Below are 17,243 nucleotides of genomic sequence, written 5' to 3'. Positions count from 1 at the left end.
AACAACTCAAATTAGAAGTTGTATTGTACACGGTAGATTAGAGCGTCACCGTATGCGTTACCGTCGTTTAGCTTTTCGTTAACACCAAGCTTGTTTTGGAAGTAACGGTAAGTAAGAGCTGTGGAAAAGTTGTCTGTTACGTGCCAGAACAACATTGCAGCGCCGTTTAGGCCTGTTTTTCCGCCCATTTCAGCAGCGTATTCATCAGCACGGTTAAACTCAATTTCGTTCCAGTTAACTAAAGAGAAGTTCTGACCTAGTGCTTCAAATTTGTATCCAGCAGACCAACCGGCCATGTAACCGTTAAGGCCATCATAGTTGAAGTTGCCGTAACCAAAGTTAGACCATGCGTTTACTTCATGAACACCAACCCATGGCTTAAACCACCAATCTTCGCCAGTTAGTTTAGTGTAGCCAAGACCAATTACGCGGTTTTGTTCACTTTGTTGAGCGTTATCATGATTGTAAACTTGTGCGTAAAGGCTAGCACCAGTATCGCCCAGATAAACGTGTGCTTGACCTTTTACAGATGCTTTACGCTTGTCTGATGATTTTTCAACACTTTCGTAATCGTAAAAACCGTATAGTTCGCCCCACGTAAATCCAGCACCACCTTCAATACCCACTACAAATTGGTTGCGGTCGCTAGCATTTTTAATTGCATTTGGACCATGGTTCCAGCTTTGGTGATCTAGGTACATGCCGCCAAAACCGTATAGGTATTCTGCTTGAACTGGAGCTGTTGCAGCTGCTGCAACAAGGCTAAGAGCCAAAAGTGATTTACGCATAGGTGTCTACTCTTTCAATTTATGAATGTGTTAACCAATGATCCATGGTTGCTTCAATCCTTTGACGGCTATCATATAGATATTTATCTCAATTAAAAGTGAAACAAGTGAGAAAAAGAAACCGTTTGCGTGATATGTATCACATAAAATAAATGTTAGGGGAACTTTGTTGGTTCGCAGCAATAATAGACATAAATTGTCGATTCTCAAGTCGATTATTAACAGGTAATCGGTTTCGTTCTAACTTTTGGTGAAAATAGACGCGGTATAGATAAAGGCTTATGAGACGGGGCTTGATGGAAAAAAACCGACCTATTCAGGTCGGCTATGGGTGCGATTTCACATAGTTATTGTGGTTATTTTTTTATTCTTGTTTGAGTTCAATATCTTGCTCAAGATCTTGGTCACGTTTCCTCGCTTTTTCGAGTAAATCGGTAAAGTAGTGCCTTAATGAATAGAGCATGATGAGGCTTGGTATTACCATTAGTGCCGTAATAATGAAGAATAACGACCAATCATTAAGGTAATCAGCCAACTCCCCACTAAACGATGCAAGCGTCGTTCGGCCAAAATTACCTAGCGATGCGAGTAGCGCATATTGTGTGGCTGAAAATGCCTGCCCAGTTAATACGGTTAGGAAAGAGACAAAAGCAACGGTAGAGAAGGCCGTCGTAAAGTTGTCAACGATGATCGTGGCTAAGAATAGATTCTCGTTCGGTCCCACGCTTGCAATCCATGCGAACATTAAGTTACTTGCCGCCATTGCCACGCCACCAATCATTAGGCCGCGTACAATACCAAACTTCACGTTGAACATACTGCCAACGATGGTGAAGACAATCGTTACCCACCAGCCAATCAATTTAGAGTAGTGACCAATTTGTTCGTTACTAAAGCCCACTTCTTTATAGAAGGCTATCGACATTCTTCCAAGGAAGGCTTCGCCAATCTTGAACAAAAAGACAAACAGCAGAAGTGTAACCGCGACACGAACGCCATTTCGCTTAAAGAAATCCCAGAAAGGTTCAATGGCCGTTACGGTTAGCCATGCAATCAATTTGGAACCTACTACTTCAGAGTGACGCGCTTCAGCTTGCATCTGTAAGCGCTCACGGAGTGTTTTAGGCTCGCCGACTAAAAGTGTAAATAACATGAGAACACCGACGATGACGGCCATTCCGTAATAAACACCATTCCAACCGATTGCATCAGCGTTAACAAATGCTAGATAGCCAGGCAATGAGTAACCCGTCCACCAACCCGCAACAGCCATCGCAGAGGCTTGTGGCAGTTTGCTCGATTCAGACTTAGGGAACGTATCAATCCGGTAGGCATCAATGGCAATGTCTTGCGTAGCTGAAGCAATCGCAATACCCAGAGCTAGCATGGAAGTGAACATCAAATCATTTGCGGGATTAACGCCAGCAATAAATAAGGTGCAGATCAAGACAAAACATTGGCAAAAGAAAATCCAACTACGACGTTGTCCAAGCAGGCGGTGAAGCAAAGGGAGTTTGACGCGGTCGACTAACGGAGCCCAAAGAAAGTTAATGGCATAAACAGCAAAAACAGAGCCAAAATAGCCGATAGCGGCTCGAGTAAGTCCGGCATCTTTAAGCCAACCAGACATGTTGGAACCAATCAGTACCCAAGGAAAGCCACTGGAACAACCCAGCATGAATACCCAAAGTAAGCGTCTATCAAGATAACTGCGGAACGTTTCCATCCAAGACATTTTACTTGTCATTGAACACTCCTTGTTGCAAAGAAAAATAGCGAAGAAAAAGGCTGACTCAGTGGTCAGCCTTGAAGGGATATTATTTTTGTAGTGTAACTTTGTTGACTACGATAGGCGCGACAGGCACATCTTTCATGCCGTTTTGAATACCTGTAGGTTGCATTGCCATACTTTCAATGACTTCAAATCCCTGTGTTACTTTGCCAAATACGGCATAGCCGTCATTACGAGCAGAATAGTTCAAGAAATCGTTGTCTTGTAAGTTAATAAAAAACTGACGGCTAGCAGAATGAGGATCTGAAGTTCTCGCCATAGCGATAGTCGCCACGTTGTTTTTTAGGCCATTGCTTGCTTCATTACGAATGGGTGCGTAAGTCGCCAGGCGATTTAGATCAGCATCAAAACCACCACCTTGAGCCATGAAACCAGCAATTACGCGGTGAAATTGGCTGCCTTCGTAGCTGCCATCTTCAACATAACGTAAAAAGTTTTTAACGGTGATAGGTGCTTTTTCTTCATTGAGTTCAACCGTGAAACTGCCTTGTGTTGTTTCAAAAACCACATTCGCAGCCATTGTTGGCCAGGCGATGCAGCAAAGCATCGCAACGAGTAATTTACGCATTTAGAAGCGCTCCTTCATGTAATCTGAGAGTTCTTGATCGTTGGCAATTTCTGCCAATGTTAAGTTGATTACGTCATTTAGTACGGTAGCGATTTCTTCATCAGAAGCGGCCATAGTGCCTGTTTTTTTACCTGTGCCGTTATAGGTCTTAACGAATTTCCCTTGTGGAGTCTCGGCAGTCAGTTGCAAAGTAACAACGGCATCCATTTCGTTTTCCATTAGGGTATTGGCAACATTAACAAGCACTTGTTGAACTTCTAGTGTTAACGTGTTGTTGCTGTTTACGACCATTTGGAAGCCTTGAGAAATTAACTGCTCATAAAGAGCGGTCTCAATCGCAACACGAAGGTTTTGACGCGCATGAATGGGTTGAGTGCTCTTACGGCCGCTTTTCACTAGTGCTACATACTGTGCTGTACGTAAATCTTTGCTTGATAAAGTGAAGGTTACGTTATCAACCATTTTTTGATTACTTAACGTAGGTTGCGGGTTGATGCTGATTTGCTCTTCTTTTTGAGGAGAAGCGCAGGCCGCAAGTAGTACGATTGAGGCAGCGACAATCAGTTTTCTCATGCTTTATTCCTTTATTAGTGTGCTGTCAGTAGAGACGGCATGTGTAGTCAGTATCAAGATAATAGTGAATTACTTAGTGGCTTGTAAAATAACAAATTTATTGTTTGATGCAACCACGTCTACATTTGACTGACCAAATAAGCGTTTAAGCTTAACATCGTAGCCTAGGTGACGGTTGCCAATAACAATTAATTGACCGCCAGTATTAAGAACATGCTTTGCATCACAGAACATTTGCCAAGCAATATGATCAGTAATGGCTTGCTGTTGGTGAAATGGAGGGTTACACATCACCAAGTAGGAGCTGTCTGGTGTAAATCCATCTAAGCAGTTGTTTGCGATACACTGAATATCACGCTCGTTACATAAGTTATCGATTAAATTACCTTTGGCTGATTCAACCGCCATGAAGCTTTCGTCGACACAGGTAATGCGCGCCTGAGGGTTTAGTTGGGCTGCTTTTATCGCCAACACACCATTACCACAACCTAGGTCAATAATATGACGAAGCTCTGGATCTTGTGGGATGTGTTCTAACATGAGGCGGGCACCAAGATCTAAGCTCTCTCCTGAATACACGTTAGCATGATTTTTTAGTGTGATGTCATGTCCGTCTACTGACCAATTTGTCGTGTCAGACACGTCAGGAACCGTTTGGTTATTTGGCAAAGAGAAAACGAGACGGTGTTTCTTCCAAGCAAGTGAGGTTGTTGTTTCACCAAAGTGCTTTTCAAACAGGTTTAAGGTGGAAGAGTGGATGTCTTTCGCTTTGTTAACACCGATAACCTTACAATGGCTTGGCAGATGCTTTCTCAATTTAGAGAGCTGCCAAGTAAGTAGACGATTGCTTTTAGGCAGTTGCATTAAAACGAGATCAATATCCGCGGGGATTTCGTCCAAGCAAGAGAGAAGCTTAACCTCTTTACTCTGATTTTTTTCTAAGTTTTTACTCGTTCCTCGGTGGCTGATAAACGAGTCACTCATCATAAATACGTGATGCTTTTCTGAAAACCAGCAAGACAATGCACCAAAATGGTCATTAAGGATTAAGATTCGCTGGTGCGGCTCTAAATTTAGTTCCTGTTCAACATGATTAATGAGGTACTCGTCTCCAGCGTTCCATGCTTGCAATGTTTCATTGTTGCGCTTTGGGTAGCGAGTAAGAGTCAAGCTGCGCTCGAAAAGATTCAGTTCAGTATTCATTTTTTATAACTATGCCAGTTTCAGTTGTTCTATTGTCTCAAAAGGGTTTCCAACAGGAAACAAAAAATGAAAGCGATTCTGAAATAGAACAGGAAATCCCAAACAACAAATAACCTGATACAATTAACCCTAAAAGATAATAGATAGCTTATAGTTAATACGACTATAATATTGCCCGTCAGTTACGTTAAGGAAGGACTATGATTCAAGAAATCATTGAAACTAAACTGCATTTTGCGTTTGAACCCGAACACCTCGATGTGAACAATGAAAGCTATATGCACAATGTTCCTGCAGGCTCGGAAAGCCATTTTAAAGTTATCATTGTGAGTGATGCGTTTGAATCTCAACGCTTGATTGCTCGCCATCGACAAGTCAATGTCGCTTTAGCCGAAGAGCTAGAAAACAACATTCATGCATTGTCGATTCACACCTATACTTCCAAAGAATGGAAAGAACTTAGAGATGGAGCACCTGAAAGCCCGATGTGCATGGGTGGCAGTAATACCCCTTCGAATTAAGAGTAAATTGTTGCAGAAACATTCAATTTCACCTATTTAGCTAGTGAATGAATGTAAGTGACATAAAAGAATAAGTAATGTTGTGTTGTTTTATGAATAAACAGTGCGATTGCAACTCAAGAAATTTAACATTTGTGCGACAGGTCAAACTTATTTGATTTGATGAGCTAATCTTTGACCAATAAGTATTAATTAACAGATTATTCGAGTGAGAGGTCATGGCATCAAGGGCTTAAATGATGCTAGACTTACGCACTGAAAGTGGCCCTTCACCTTACATTGTGAAGGGTTGATTAATGGATTGTTGCGATTTTGGCCAAGGTGTAGGCCGAAACTCGACACAGAAATGTCGTGTCTAAATGTTACGCAAATAACAGAATCTTTTTCCCGATAAAATAGTGCAAGTGCGTATGATTACAATAAAAAAGGGTTTGGATCTTCCTATTGCAGGTGGACCATCCCAGGTGATAAGTGATGGCAAAGCCATTAACAAAGTCGCCTTGCTTGGCGAAGAATACGTGGGTATGCGTCCAACGATGCATGTTCGCGTGGGTGATGATGTGAAAAAAGGCCAAGTTCTTTTTGTAGATAAAAAGAACGAAGGTGTAAAATTCACAGCTCCAGCAAGCGGTAAAGTCATTGAAGTTAACCGAGGCGCTAAACGCGTTCTTCAGTCAGTAGTGATTGAAGTATCAGGTGACGAGCAAGTGACTTTTGAAAGCTACAAAGCAGACCAACTAGCAAGTCTTGATCGCGATGTGATCAAAACTCAACTGGTTGATTCTGGTGCGTGGACTGCTTTGCGTACCCGTCCTTTCAGCAAGGTACCTTCAATTTCGTCGTCTACCAAGGCGATTTTTGTGACTGCGATGGATACTAATCCGTTAGCAGCTGACCCTGAAGTAATAATTGGTGAGCAAGCAGAAGCATTTTCTGCTGGTCTAGATTTGTTGTCTAAATTAACAGACGACAAAGTTTACGTATGTAAAAAAGGCCATAGCTTACCTCGCTCAACTCAAAGCAATGTCGAAGAACATGTATTTGATGGTCCACACCCAGCTGGGTTGGTGGGCACTCACATGCATCATTTGTATCCGGTCAATGCTGAACATGTAGCGTGGAGTATTAACTACCAAGATGTGATTGCATTTGGTCAGTTGTTCTTAACTGGTGAACTTTACACAGACCGTGTTGTTTCTCTCGCGGGTCCTGTCGTAAATAAACCTCGCTTAGTTCGCACTCAAATAGGTGCTCATTTAGGTGACTTAGCAGATAGCGAGTTAATGCCTGGTGATGTACGTATTATTTCCGGTTCAGTCTTGACTGGCACACAAGCAACAGGCCCTCATGCTTATCTTGGCCGTTATCATTTGCAAGTGTCAGCCTTACGTGAAGGTTACGAGAAAGAATTATTCGGTTGGGCTATGCCTGGCAAAAATAAGTTCTCGGTAACGAAAGCTTTCTTAAGTCACTTCTTCCCTAGTCAAGTGTTCAACATGACCACAACGACGAACGGCAGTGATCGTGCAATGGTTCCAATTGGTAACTACGAAAAAGTAATGCCACTTGATATGGAACCGACTTTGCTTTTTCGCGATCTTTGTGCGGGTGATATTGACAGTGCTCAAGCACTAGGTGCGTTAGAGCTGGACGAAGAAGATGTGGCTTTATGCTCGTTTGTTTGTCCGGGCAAATATGATTACGCGGAAATGTTGCGTGATTGTCTAGACGCCATCGAGAAGGAAGGGTAAGTCATGGCTTTGAAGAAGTTCATTGAAGACATAGAACATCATTTTGAGCCGGGTGGTAAACACGAAAAATGGTTTGCCCTTTATGAAGCAGCAGCAACGTTGTTTTATACGCCTGGTTTAGTAACAAAAAAAGGCACTCACGTACGTGATAGTGTCGATCTAAAACGCATCATGATCATGGTGTGGTTTGCGGTATTCCCTGCCATGTTTTGGGGTATGTACAACACTGGCCATCAGGCTATCGTTGCACTTAACCACCTCTATTCAGGTGCAGAGCTTGCTTCAGTAATCGCGGGTAACTGGCATTACTGGGGGACCGAGTTAATCGGGGGCACGCTCGGGGCAGAGGCCGGATGGGGCAGTAAAATGCTTCTCGGGGCTACTTATTTCCTACCTATTTACGCGACAGTGTTTATTGTCGGTGGTTTCTGGGAAGTACTGTTCTGTATGGTGCGCAAGCACGAAGTTAACGAAGGTTTCTTTGTTACTTCGATTTTATTTGCCTTAATCGTTCCGCCAACATTACCACTTTGGCAAGCAGCACTAGGTATTACCTTTGGTGTTGTTGTCGCTAAAGAAATCTTTGGTGGTACTGGTCGTAACTTCCTTAACCCAGCGCTTGCCGGTCGTGCATTCCTGTTCTTTGCATACCCTGCACAGATTTCAGGTGATGTTGTTTGGACTGCAGCTGATGGCTTCTCTGGTGCTACGGCACTTAGCCAGTGGGCACAAGGCGGTAACGGCGCACTTATCAACGGTGTAACTGGCGAAGCAATTACTTGGATGGATGCCTTTATTGGTAACATTCCTGGTTCAATTGGTGAAGTATCTACATTGGCACTGATGATCGGTGCTGCAATGATTGTGTACATGGGCATTGCTTCATGGCGCATTATCATTGGTGTAATGCTTGGCATGGTTGCGACTTCGTTCTTGTTCAATGTGATTGGCTCTGACACCAATGCAATGTTTGCAATGCCTTGGCACTGGCACTTAGTGCTTGGTGGTTTTGCATTCGGCATGTTCTTTATGGCGACAGACCCAGTATCGGCTTCATTTACTGACAACGGTAAATGGGTATACGGTGCATTGATTGGTGCAATGTGTGTAATGATTCGTGTAGCTAACCCTGCATACCCAGAAGGTATGATGTTAGCGATCTTATTCGCGAACTTATTTGCACCTCTATTCGATCACGTTGTGGTTGAGAAGAACATCAAGCGGAGAAACGCACGCTATGGCAAATAATAACGATAGCATTAAAAAGACGCTGTTTGTTGTTATCGCATTGAGCTTAGTGTGCTCAATTGTGGTGTCGGCTTCAGCGGTATTATTGCGTGACAAACAGCGCGAAAATGCAGTACTAGACAAGCAATCGAAAATCATCGATGTTGCTGGCTATTCTGCAGCTTCTCCTACAGAAGTTCGTGCGCTTTACGCAAGTAATATAGAACCTCGTCTGGTTGACTTTGCAACCGGTGATTTTGTCGACGGCGATGCAGCAGCATACGACCAACGTCAATCAGCGAAAGATCCTGCTCAGTCAATCAAACTGACTGGCGAACAAGACGAAGCTAAAATCATTCGTCGTGCTAACACAGGTATTGTTTACCTTGTGAAAGAAGGCACGGCAACGACTAAAGTTATCATTCCTGTTCACGGTAATGGTCTTTGGTCGATGATGTACGCATTTGTTGCGGTAGAAACTGATGGCAACACAGTTTCTGGTCTTACTTACTACGAGCAAGGTGAAACTCCTGGGCTTGGTGGCGAGATCGAAAACCCAACTTGGCGTGCACAGTTCGTTGGCAAAAAACTGTTCGATGAGAACCACAAACCTGCGATTAAAATCGTAAAAGGTGGCGCTCCTGAAGGTTCTGAGCACGGTGTTGATGGCCTTTCTGGTGCAACATTAACAGCGACTGGCGTTCAACACACTTTCGATTTTTGGTTAGGGGACATGGGCTTTGGTCCTTTCCTAGCAAAAGTACGTGACGGAGGCCTGAACTAATGTCAAATGCAAAAGACATGAAGAAGAACCTTCTTTCGCCAGTACTAGACAACAACCCGATTGCCTTACAGGTATTGGGTGTTTGTTCTGCTCTGGCGGTAACGACAAAACTTGAAACCGCATTTGTTATGACTCTCGCTGTTATTTTTGTAACGGCTTTGTCTAACTTCTTCGTTTCAGTTATTCGTAATCACATTCCAAACAGCGTTCGTATCATCGTTCAGATGGCCATCATCGCATCTTTGGTAATCGTGGTAGACCAAGTATTGAAGGCATTCCTATACGATATCTCTAAACAGCTATCTGTATTCGTTGGTCTTATCATTACAAACTGTATCGTAATGGGTCGTGCGGAAGCATACGCAATGAAGTCGAAGCCACTTCCATCGTTAATCGATGGTATCGGTAATGGCTTAGGTTACGGTTTTGTATTGATTACGGTTGCTTTCTTCCGTGAACTATTTGGTAGCGGTAAGCTATTTGGTTTGGAAGTACTTCCATTGGTGAGCAATGGTGGTTGGTATCAACCAAACGGTTTGATGCTGCTAGCACCTTCTGCGTTCTTCTTAATTGGTTTCATGATTTGGGCTATCCGTATCATCAAGCCAGAACAAATAGAACCGAAGGAGTAAGGACGTTATGGAACATTATATTAGTCTGCTTGTTAAATCGATTTTCATCGAAAACTTGGCACTGTCGTTCTTCCTAGGTATGTGTACTTTCTTGGCCGTGTCTAAGAAAGTGAAAACATCGTTTGGCTTGGGTGTTGCGGTAATCGTGGTGTTGACCATCGCGGTTCCAGTGAACAACCTATTGTACAACCTAGTACTGAAAGACAGCGCATTGGTTGCTGGTGTTGATCTGAGTTTCCTAAACTTCATCACCTTTATTGGTGTAATTGCGGCATTGGTACAGATCCTAGAAATGGTATTAGACCGTTTCTTCCCACCTTTGTATAACGCGCTAGGTATTTTCCTCCCGCTTATCACAGTTAACTGTGCAATCTTTGGTGGCGTATCATTCATGGTACAGCGCGATTACAACTTCGTAGAATCAGTCGTTTATGGCTTTGGTTCTGGTGTAGGTTGGATGCTAGCTATCGTAGCACTTGCAGGTATCCGTGAGAAAATGAAGTACTCTGACGTACCTCCTGGTCTTCGTGGTTTAGGTATTACCTTTATCTCTGTAGGTTTGATGGCGTTGGGCTTTATGTCTTTCTCTGGTGTTCAACTGTAAGTCGGGTAAACCGCACAATTTATAAGGAATAGTCAATGGACATTATTCTTGGTGTAGTGATGTTTACTCTGATCGTACTGGTATTGGTTTTAGTGATCTTGTTCGCTAAATCTAAGCTGGTACCAACAGGTGACGTTACAATCACAATTAACGGTGATCCAGAGAAGAGCATTATAACTTCTCCGGGTGACAAATTACTCAGCGCTATGGCGGGTAAAGGTATCTTCGTTTCATCTGCTTGTGGTGGCGGTGGCTCTTGTGGCCAGTGTCGCGTAAAAGTAAAAGCAGGCGGCGGTGATATTCTTCCAACTGAACGTGATCACATCTCTAAAGGTGAAGCACGTGAAGGTGAGCGTTTAGCTTGTCAGGTTGCTGTGAAAACAGACATGGATATCGAGCTTCCAGAAGAGATCTTCGGTGTTAAAAAGTGGGAATGTACTGTTCTTTCTAATGACAACGAAGCGACTTTCATCAAAGAGCTTGTGCTTAAGATCCCTGATGGTGAAGAAGTGCCGTTCCGTGCGGGTGGTTACATCCAAATCGAAGCTGAACCTCATCACATTAAATACGCTGATTTCGATATTCCAGAAGAGTATCGTGGCGATTGGGATAAGTTTAACTTGTTCCGTTACGAGTCTGTGGTTAATGAACCTTCAATCCGTGCTTATTCTATGGCGTCATACCCAGAAGAAGAAGGCCTGATCAAGCTGAACGTTCGTATCGCAACTCCGCCACCTAATAACCCAGACGTGGCTCCAGGTGTGATGTCTTCATACATTTGGTCACTGAAAGAAGGTGATAGCTGTACTATTTCAGGTCCATTTGGTGAGTTCTTCGCTAAAGATACGGACAACGAAATGGTCTTCATCGGTGGTGGTGCTGGCATGGCGCCAATGCGTTCACACATCTTTGATCAGTTATTGCGCCTTAAGTCTTCTCGTAAGATGACTTACTGGTACGGTGCTCGTTCTAAGCGTGAGATGTTCTACATCGAAGATTTCGATAATCTTCAAAAAGATAACGAAAACTTCTCATGGCATGTTGCTTTGTCTGATCCATCACCAGAAGATAACTGGGATGGCTACACAGGCTTCATTCACAACGTGATTTATGAAAACTACTTGAAAGATCATGACGCACCAGAAGATTGTGAATACTACATGTGTGGTCCACCTATGATGAACGCAGCCGTTATCGGTATGCTGAAAGACTTAGGTGTAGAAGATGAAAACATCTTGCTCGATGACTTTGGTGGCTAAACCCATCTAAGTGTTTGAATCTATGGCTGGCTCTTTTGAGTCAGCCATTTGTTTTTTAGAAAGGCAAAGGGCATAAGGCAAAAGGCATAAAAGGGATTCCTTTCGTCTTTCGCCTTCTGTCTTCAGCCTTATATATTGGAGTACGCAAGTGAGAATTTGGCTTGTAGCATTAACTTCTTTTTTACTGCTTTCTGGTTGTAGCGATGCACCTAAACAAGTGCATTTAACGGGCCCGACAATGGGTACTAGCTATAACGTTAAATACCTACCGACTGAAAACTCACCAACGGGTGAAGAGCTTCAGGTTGAAATTGATAAGCTACTTGAGTTAGTTAACGATCAAATGTCAACGTATCGTAAAGATTCGGAGCTTAGTCGTTTTAATCAATTTACCGGTGACACAGGCTTTGAGGTTTCAAGTGAAACTGCCCTTGTAGTGAAAGAAGCCATTCGCTTAAATCTGCTGACTGAAGGTGCTCTGGATGTGACGGTGGGTCCGTTAGTTAACCTATGGGGTTTTGGTCCTGAGGCGCGTCCTGATGTTGTTCCTTCTGATGACGAGTTAGCGCAACGTAAGGCAATGACCGGGATTAAATACTTAAGTGTTGAAGGGAACACTCTGACGAAAACACAGCCTAACTTGTATGTAGACCTTTCTACTATCGCAAAAGGCTGGGGTGTTGATGTTGTCGCTGAATACGTTGCTTCACAAGGCATCGACAATTACATGGTCGAAGTTGGTGGCGAAATGCGCGTTAAGGGTGTGAATGGCGAGCAAGTACCGTGGCGCATAGCGATTGAAAAGCCTTCAGTTGAAGAACGAGCGATTCAAGAGATAATCGAGCCCGGCGACATGGCAATTGCGACCTCTGGTGATTACCGTAATTATTTCGAAAGCAACGGTGTTCGTTACTCTCACATCATCAACCCGCAAACAGGAAAGCCAATTAATCATAAGGTGGTTTCGGTCACTGTGCTGCATCCATCAAGTATGACTGCTGACGGGCTAGCAACGGGTTTAATGGTATTAGGTGAAGAAAAAGGACTCGCGGTTGCTAATCAAAATGATATCGCAGCAATGATCATCACTAAAACCAAAGACGGCTTTAAAGAATTTTATTCAGATGCATTTTTACCATTTGTTAAGAAGTAGGAGAGAGCGATGACAACCTTTTTAGTTACTTTCGGTGTTTTCCTTGCGGTCATTGCCGCAATGGCGGTTGGTTATATCTTTCAGAAAAAAGTCGTGAAAGGCAGTTGTGGTGGCCTTGGCGCAATGGGCATAGACAAAGTGTGTAATTGCCCTGAACCTTGTGATGCTCGCAAAAAGAGAGAAGCAAGAGAAGCGCGTGCTGCGCAATGGAAGAAAAACCAAATTTTGTAATAGGCGATGAATCAGTCGCTAAAATGCAATTAGATTAACGACCCGTTAAACTATAGCCGCATTAAGTCAATGAAAGGAGAGCGATTTGAGCTCTCCTTTTTTATTAGTTGGAAATTAAGCGAGTACTAACTTGTTTTAGCAATGAGGCGGTTTCTGCCATCATCTTTTGCTTGATAAAGCAGCTCATCGGCTTCTCTCAGATGGATATTTAGATCGACGTCAGAACTTCCTGATGTGACCCCAATACTGACCGTTACACGAATATCTTGCTCGTCAAACGCGATTTGATATTGTTCTATGTCTTTGCGGGTATTATCCAAGTGAGTAATGAAATCGATATAGCTAGATGTGCTGACAATACAAAACTCTTCCCCACCAAACCGAACCGCTAAGTCGTCCTTGAAGTTATCCTGTAGTAGTTTTGCAACTTTTGCTAGGACAAGATCACCGCATTCATGACCGTAATTGTCGTTTACTTTTTTAAAGAAATCGATGTCAATCATGGCGACATTGCGGTTACCACTTTTAGAACGGCTGCATTCTTCAAACAAATAGCGGCGGTTCCACAATCCGGTGAGGGCGTCTTGATTCGCCATTTGATATAGCTCGTCAGTGACGTCTTTCATGTCTAGGATGTGTTGTACGCGACAATAAAATTCTTCTTGGTTGAATGGTTTGTAAAGAAAGTCGTTTGCCCCAGCTTTTAGAAAGCGAGCCGTTAACGTGCGATCACTGTTGGCGGACAGACCTAGAATCGCGACGTGGTTTCGGTCAAAATCGTGGCGAATGTCTCTGGTCAGTGTGATATCGTCTTTATTCGGCATGTCGTGATCGGTAATAACGAGGGTTACGTCAGGGTTATCTTTTAACGCTTGAAGCCCCAGTTCACCATCCTTAGCTTGAATGGTCTCAATAAACTGATGTTCCAGTAGATAGGTAACATGATTACGTACCATGGCGGAATCATCAACAACCAACGCTTTGTGTGAGTGGTTGGCAAGTAAACGTTTTAGTAGTGGACGTAAGTAGGAAACCGAAGCGGTGCTGTCTTTGGTTATATAGTCTAATACGCCTTTTGCTATCACTCTTTCTCGTACTGCATCATTAAATTGTGCGGTAAGAATGATGACTCGCAATTGGTACGAGAGCACCAAATCGATAATTTCCCCGTCTTCGCCGTCTGGTAGGCAATAATCGAGAACCGCATACATGAAGTTGGTGTCACTGTCTAAAATATTCTTGGCGTCAGAGCAAGAGGCTGCCAACACCACGTCGAATCCAATGGAAGTTAATTTAGACTCTAAATAATTACGAAACGCTCGGCTATCTTCAACTACCAAAATTCGGTTTAGCACTAGACCCTCTTATAACAAATCAATCCCTTGAATTAATTGTAATGCTTCGATTAAATTCCGCCACGATAAATGCAGTTTTGATAACAATATTGGGTTAATTATCACTATTGGCTTAGGGAGTTATATTTATTATACTGTTCTTTTATACAGTTTATTGGTGGCAGGGTGCAATTCGAGCGGAAAATTATCCACGTAGATATGGATTGTTTACCCGATAGTCTGACCGCTTCGGCTGGTGTAGCACCGTTGAAATTTCTTGCCAAAGTGGCCTCTGATCTTAATAAACCCAATGGCCAGTATGTGATCCCCCCTGAAAGGGTACAAGACGAGATTGATAAACTGCCATTAGAAAAGATCCCAGGGGTAGGAAAAGTCAGCTTAGAAAAATTGCATCAGGCTGGGTTTTACGTTTGTTTGGATATTCGAAATAGTGATTATAGAGAATTGTTGCTCAAATTTGGTCGAATGGGAGCATCGTTGTGGAAACGAAGTAGAGGCATTGATGACCGAGAAGTGACGACGGAAAGGGAGCGAAAATCCGTCGGTGTAGAACGTACTTTTAGTGAAAACATTTCAAGTTATGAGCAATGTTGGCAGGTGATTACTGAACGTTTATACCCAGAGTTAGATAAACGACTTGAAAAAGCGAGCCCAGAAAAAGCCATCATTAAACAGGGGATCAAAGTGAAATTTGCCGATTTTCAACAGACCACTATCGAGCATATTCACCCAGAACTAGAGTTAGACGATTTCAGACATTTACTTCGTGAAGTCCTCAAACGGCAGCAAGGTCGGGAAATTCGCTTGCTCGGTTTGAGTGTGATGCTCAAACCTCAGGAGCAAGCGAAGCAACTCAGTTTTTTCTAGGTTCTAGCTTGTACGACAGCTTGAACGACATCGGAAAATGGCAGGTGCTCTAGGGTTGCAAAACCGGCCATTTTCTTTGCTTTGGTTTTCGTGATCAAAGGCGTGGTTATTCCACATAGAAATCTTGCCACACTTTGGTCGGTGACCGAAGAAGAGCAAGCTTGAAGGAAAGGTTCTATCCATTGCTGTATTTGCTCAATCGCCGCCAAGTGATGCTCGTGGTGGGAGCCGGGTAGCCTAGCTACTTGTCCCATACAAACTGAGCAGTGACCGCATTTTTCAGGGGCTTTAACATCCGCAAAGTAGCGTGCAAGTTGATGGCTTAAACACTGCTCAGATTCAAATAGCTCTACCATATTACGTATTCTTCCTATCTCACTGGCTTCTTTTTGTTCAAATAAGTTGTATAACTCAAGAGCCAGTTGGGAGACGGGTTGACTGGTGTCGTTGACTTGATACACCTCAGTAATTTGTTTGCTTTCTAGCTCTACCCAGCCTTGCTCATTAAAGTAATCGATGGCTGCAACAACACGCTGACGTGGGGCGTTGTGATATTGGTATAGCGCATCAAAATCAAGCTGATGCCAAACGCGAGCTTTTGGCGCGCATTGGAAGATTGCTTCCACGAAGGCTTGCCTTTCTCCTTGGAAGTGAGACAAAATTTCGTGTTTCGTCTTGATTAGTTTGAATCGGTAGTCGGCGAAATAGCTGAACTTAGGCGAAATAACCTGTTTTAATTCAAGATAAACAAGCAATGTTTTCAAAGGTAACTGGCGAATGTTGTACTCACGAGACAGGTGGTTAAGCGTAAACTCCCAGTCGCCATCTTGTTGGTAGATAAGCCCCAATACACCGGCGATGGCAGCTTCGTCCGGCGTATCACCATAAACAAAGTTCTCTAGTACGGTAAGGCCGGTTTTATTACCTAATAAAATACAATCAGATTCATTGCCGTCTCGACCCGCCCTGCCAATTTCCTGGCTGTAATTTTCAATCGATTTAGGTAAATCAAAGTGGATGACTTGACGGATATTCGCTTTATCTACGCCCATACCAAATGCAATGGTGGCCACGATGCAGTTTATTTCACCGTGCATAAATTGGCGTTGTATCGACTCTCTGACCTCAGGTGATAACCCAGCATGATAGGCGTGAGCATTGATGTCCTGTTTTTTAAGTTGAAGAGCCACTTGCTCTGCGGTTTGTTGCAAGGTGACGTAAATGATACTGGGTTTACTTTCAGACTCTTGTAGGTGGTTGCAAAGAGCATCAAGTTTGTCGTCGTTTTCACAAGGCTTGATCAGTAAATTAAGGTTTGGACGATAAAACCCAGTGACCACTATGTGCTCCGGAGCAATAGCAAACTTGCTCTTCATGTCTTCTATAACACTAGGTGTCGCCGTTGCGGTGAGCAGTAATACCTGAGGGATATTCAATTGCTGCATGTATTGAGGTAGCTTTAAATAGTCAGGGCGAAAGTTATGCCCCCATTCTGAGATACAGTGCGCCTCATCAACAACCATCATCGAGAGCGGTATTTGGCTGATAAAATGCCTAAATCGTTCGTTCTTAAGTCGCTCTACTGAGATCATCAAGATTTTAATCGAGCCATCACGTACTCCTTGCATCACTTGTTGCACCGCTTCTCTCTCCATTGAAGAATCGATAGAGGCGGCAGCGATGCCCTTACTTTGTAAGAAGTCTACTTGATCCTTGATAAGTGCTAAGAGCGGTGAAATAACCAAGGTTAGGCTCGGTAGGTGCAGGGCAGGAAGTTGATAACAGAGAGACTTACCAGAGCCAGTTGGAAAGATTGCAGCGCAAGAATGGCCAGACATGACGGTATCAATCACTTCTTGTTGACCCTGCCTTAACGCATCAAAGCCAAAAATTTGTTTAAGTGATTGCTCAATAGTCAGTGGTGTCATTGCTTCT

At 43.3% G+C, this 17,243-nt stretch carries 16 protein-coding genes and 1 pseudogene; 10 read left to right on the top strand and 7 right to left on the bottom strand.

All coding sequences use genetic code 11. The features are described from left to right. Positions 1 to 11 precede the first annotated feature (11 nt). The 5 genes from VTAP4600_RS06990 to VTAP4600_RS06970 form a co-directional block, all read right to left on the bottom strand. On the bottom strand, positions 12 to 788 hold the full coding sequence (locus VTAP4600_RS06990) for an outer membrane protein OmpK (RefSeq protein ID WP_102522134.1): 777 nt from the start codon (positions 786 to 788) through the stop codon (positions 12 to 14). A gap of 364 nt (positions 789 to 1,152) precedes the next feature. Then, positions 1,153 to 2,535: an AmpG family muropeptide MFS transporter gene (locus tag VTAP4600_RS06985; protein WP_102522133.1), complete on the bottom strand. Its 1,383-nt coding sequence runs from the start codon at positions 2,533 to 2,535 to the stop codon at positions 1,153 to 1,155. Positions 2,536 to 2,605: 70 nt separating this feature from the next. Then, positions 2,606 to 3,148, bottom strand: a complete 543-nt coding sequence (locus VTAP4600_RS06980; RefSeq protein ID WP_102522132.1) for a peptidylprolyl isomerase — start codon at positions 3,146 to 3,148, stop codon at positions 2,606 to 2,608. Further along, positions 3,149 to 3,721, bottom strand: a complete 573-nt coding sequence (locus tag VTAP4600_RS06975) for a YajG family lipoprotein (protein ID WP_102522131.1) — start codon at positions 3,719 to 3,721, stop codon at positions 3,149 to 3,151. Positions 3,722 to 3,790: 69 nt separating this feature from the next. Next, positions 3,791 to 4,924 (bottom strand): methyltransferase, encoded by a 1,134-nt coding sequence (locus tag VTAP4600_RS06970; protein WP_102522130.1) that lies wholly within the window; start codon positions 4,922 to 4,924, stop codon positions 3,791 to 3,793. Between the two features lie 200 nt (positions 4,925 to 5,124). Between VTAP4600_RS06970 and bolA the strand changes: the two genes are divergently transcribed. The 9 genes from bolA to nqrM all read left to right on the top strand — a co-directional run bounded on the left by bolA (position 5,125) and on the right by nqrM (position 13,086). Beyond that, positions 5,125 to 5,445, top strand: a complete 321-nt coding sequence (gene bolA, locus VTAP4600_RS06965; RefSeq protein ID WP_102522129.1) for a transcriptional regulator BolA — start codon at positions 5,125 to 5,127, stop codon at positions 5,443 to 5,445. A 410-nt stretch (positions 5,446 to 5,855) separates the two neighbouring features. Continuing rightward, positions 5,856 to 7,196: a Na(+)-translocating NADH-quinone reductase subunit A gene (locus tag VTAP4600_RS06960; protein ID WP_102522128.1), complete on the top strand. Its 1,341-nt coding sequence runs from the start codon at positions 5,856 to 5,858 to the stop codon at positions 7,194 to 7,196. A 3-nt stretch (positions 7,197 to 7,199) separates the two neighbouring features. Continuing rightward, the gene (locus VTAP4600_RS06955; RefSeq protein WP_102522127.1) at positions 7,200 to 8,444 is read left to right on the top strand and encodes an NADH:ubiquinone reductase (Na(+)-transporting) subunit B; all 1,245 of its coding nucleotides are present in this window, start codon (positions 7,200 to 7,202) and stop codon (positions 8,442 to 8,444) included. Further along, complete coding sequence (locus VTAP4600_RS06950; protein ID WP_102522126.1) at positions 8,434 to 9,207, top strand: Na(+)-translocating NADH-quinone reductase subunit C; 774 nt, start codon at positions 8,434 to 8,436, stop codon at positions 9,205 to 9,207. Before VTAP4600_RS06955 ends, VTAP4600_RS06950 begins: the two co-directional genes overlap by 11 nt. Beyond that, positions 9,207 to 9,839, top strand: a complete 633-nt coding sequence (locus VTAP4600_RS06945) for an NADH:ubiquinone reductase (Na(+)-transporting) subunit D (protein ID WP_102522125.1) — start codon at positions 9,207 to 9,209, stop codon at positions 9,837 to 9,839. The genes VTAP4600_RS06950 and VTAP4600_RS06945 overlap by 1 nt, the downstream gene beginning before the upstream one ends. A 7-nt stretch (positions 9,840 to 9,846) precedes the next feature. Further along, entirely contained in the window at positions 9,847 to 10,443 is a 597-nt protein-coding gene (gene nqrE, locus VTAP4600_RS06940; RefSeq protein ID WP_102522124.1) for an NADH:ubiquinone reductase (Na(+)-transporting) subunit E, read from the top strand. Positions 10,444 to 10,478: 35 nt separating this feature from the next. Next, on the top strand, positions 10,479 to 11,702 hold the full coding sequence (gene nqrF / locus VTAP4600_RS06935) for an NADH:ubiquinone reductase (Na(+)-transporting) subunit F (protein ID WP_102522123.1): 1,224 nt from the start codon (positions 10,479 to 10,481) through the stop codon (positions 11,700 to 11,702). A 148-nt stretch (positions 11,703 to 11,850) separates the two neighbouring features. Continuing rightward, positions 11,851 to 12,855, top strand: a complete 1,005-nt coding sequence (locus tag VTAP4600_RS06930; protein ID WP_102522122.1) for an FAD:protein FMN transferase — start codon at positions 11,851 to 11,853, stop codon at positions 12,853 to 12,855. Positions 12,856 to 12,864: 9 nt separating this feature from the next. Continuing rightward, positions 12,865 to 13,086: a (Na+)-NQR maturation NqrM gene (gene nqrM / locus VTAP4600_RS06925; RefSeq protein WP_102522121.1), complete on the top strand. Its 222-nt coding sequence runs from the start codon at positions 12,865 to 12,867 to the stop codon at positions 13,084 to 13,086. A gap of 125 nt (positions 13,087 to 13,211) precedes the next feature. On the opposite strand, the gene VTAP4600_RS06920 is transcribed toward nqrM, so the two are convergent. Further along, entirely contained in the window at positions 13,212 to 14,441 is a 1,230-nt protein-coding gene (locus tag VTAP4600_RS06920; RefSeq protein ID WP_102522120.1) for a diguanylate cyclase, read from the bottom strand. A 219-nt stretch (positions 14,442 to 14,660) separates the two neighbouring features. Between VTAP4600_RS06920 and VTAP4600_RS06915 the strand changes: the two are divergent. Further along, a pseudogene (locus VTAP4600_RS06915) lies at positions 14,661 to 15,308 on the top strand (DinB/UmuC family translesion DNA polymerase); the annotation flags it as partial. On the opposite strand, the gene VTAP4600_RS06910 reads toward VTAP4600_RS06915, so the two are convergent. Next, positions 15,305 to 17,236: a RecQ family ATP-dependent DNA helicase gene (locus VTAP4600_RS06910; RefSeq protein WP_102522119.1), complete on the bottom strand. Its 1,932-nt coding sequence runs from the start codon at positions 17,234 to 17,236 to the stop codon at positions 15,305 to 15,307. The pseudogene VTAP4600_RS06915 and the gene VTAP4600_RS06910 overlap by 4 nt on opposite strands. Between the last annotated feature and the right edge of the window lie 7 nt (positions 17,237 to 17,243).

The sequence above is a fragment of the Vibrio tapetis subsp. tapetis genome (assembly GCF_900233005.1).
Lineage (GTDB): Bacteria > Pseudomonadota > Gammaproteobacteria > Enterobacterales > Vibrionaceae > Vibrio > Vibrio tapetis.
This window is presented reverse-complemented; position numbering and strand designations above follow the sequence as displayed.

Excerpts from the sequence above, each read along its gene's own strand:
- VTAP4600_RS06910 (WP_102522119.1), bottom strand. The coding sequence starts at position 17,236 with ATGACACCACTGACTATTGAGCAATCACTTAAACAAATTTTTGGCTTT.
- VTAP4600_RS06990 (WP_102522134.1), bottom strand. The coding sequence starts at position 788 with ATGCGTAAATCACTTTTGGCTCTTAGCCTTGTTGCAGCAGCTGCAACA.
- nqrE (WP_102522124.1), top strand. The coding sequence starts at position 9,847 with ATGGAACATTATATTAGTCTGCTTGTTAAATCGATTTTCATCGAAAAC.
- VTAP4600_RS06960 (WP_102522128.1), top strand. The coding sequence starts at position 5,856 with ATGATTACAATAAAAAAGGGTTTGGATCTTCCTATTGCAGGTGGACCA.
- VTAP4600_RS06980 (WP_102522132.1), bottom strand. The coding sequence starts at position 3,148 with ATGCGTAAATTACTCGTTGCGATGCTTTGCTGCATCGCCTGGCCAACA.
- VTAP4600_RS06945 (WP_102522125.1), top strand. The coding sequence starts at position 9,207 with ATGTCAAATGCAAAAGACATGAAGAAGAACCTTCTTTCGCCAGTACTA.
- VTAP4600_RS06985 (WP_102522133.1), bottom strand. The coding sequence starts at position 2,535 with ATGACAAGTAAAATGTCTTGGATGGAAACGTTCCGCAGTTATCTTGAT.
- VTAP4600_RS06950 (WP_102522126.1), top strand. The coding sequence starts at position 8,434 with ATGGCAAATAATAACGATAGCATTAAAAAGACGCTGTTTGTTGTTATC.
- nqrM (WP_102522121.1), top strand. The coding sequence starts at position 12,865 with ATGACAACCTTTTTAGTTACTTTCGGTGTTTTCCTTGCGGTCATTGCC.
- bolA (WP_102522129.1), top strand. The coding sequence starts at position 5,125 with ATGATTCAAGAAATCATTGAAACTAAACTGCATTTTGCGTTTGAACCC.
- nqrF (WP_102522123.1), top strand. The coding sequence starts at position 10,479 with ATGGACATTATTCTTGGTGTAGTGATGTTTACTCTGATCGTACTGGTA.
- VTAP4600_RS06970 (WP_102522130.1), bottom strand. The coding sequence starts at position 4,924 with ATGAATACTGAACTGAATCTTTTCGAGCGCAGCTTGACTCTTACTCGC.
- VTAP4600_RS06955 (WP_102522127.1), top strand. The coding sequence starts at position 7,200 with ATGGCTTTGAAGAAGTTCATTGAAGACATAGAACATCATTTTGAGCCG.
- VTAP4600_RS06975 (WP_102522131.1), bottom strand. The coding sequence starts at position 3,721 with ATGAGAAAACTGATTGTCGCTGCCTCAATCGTACTACTTGCGGCCTGC.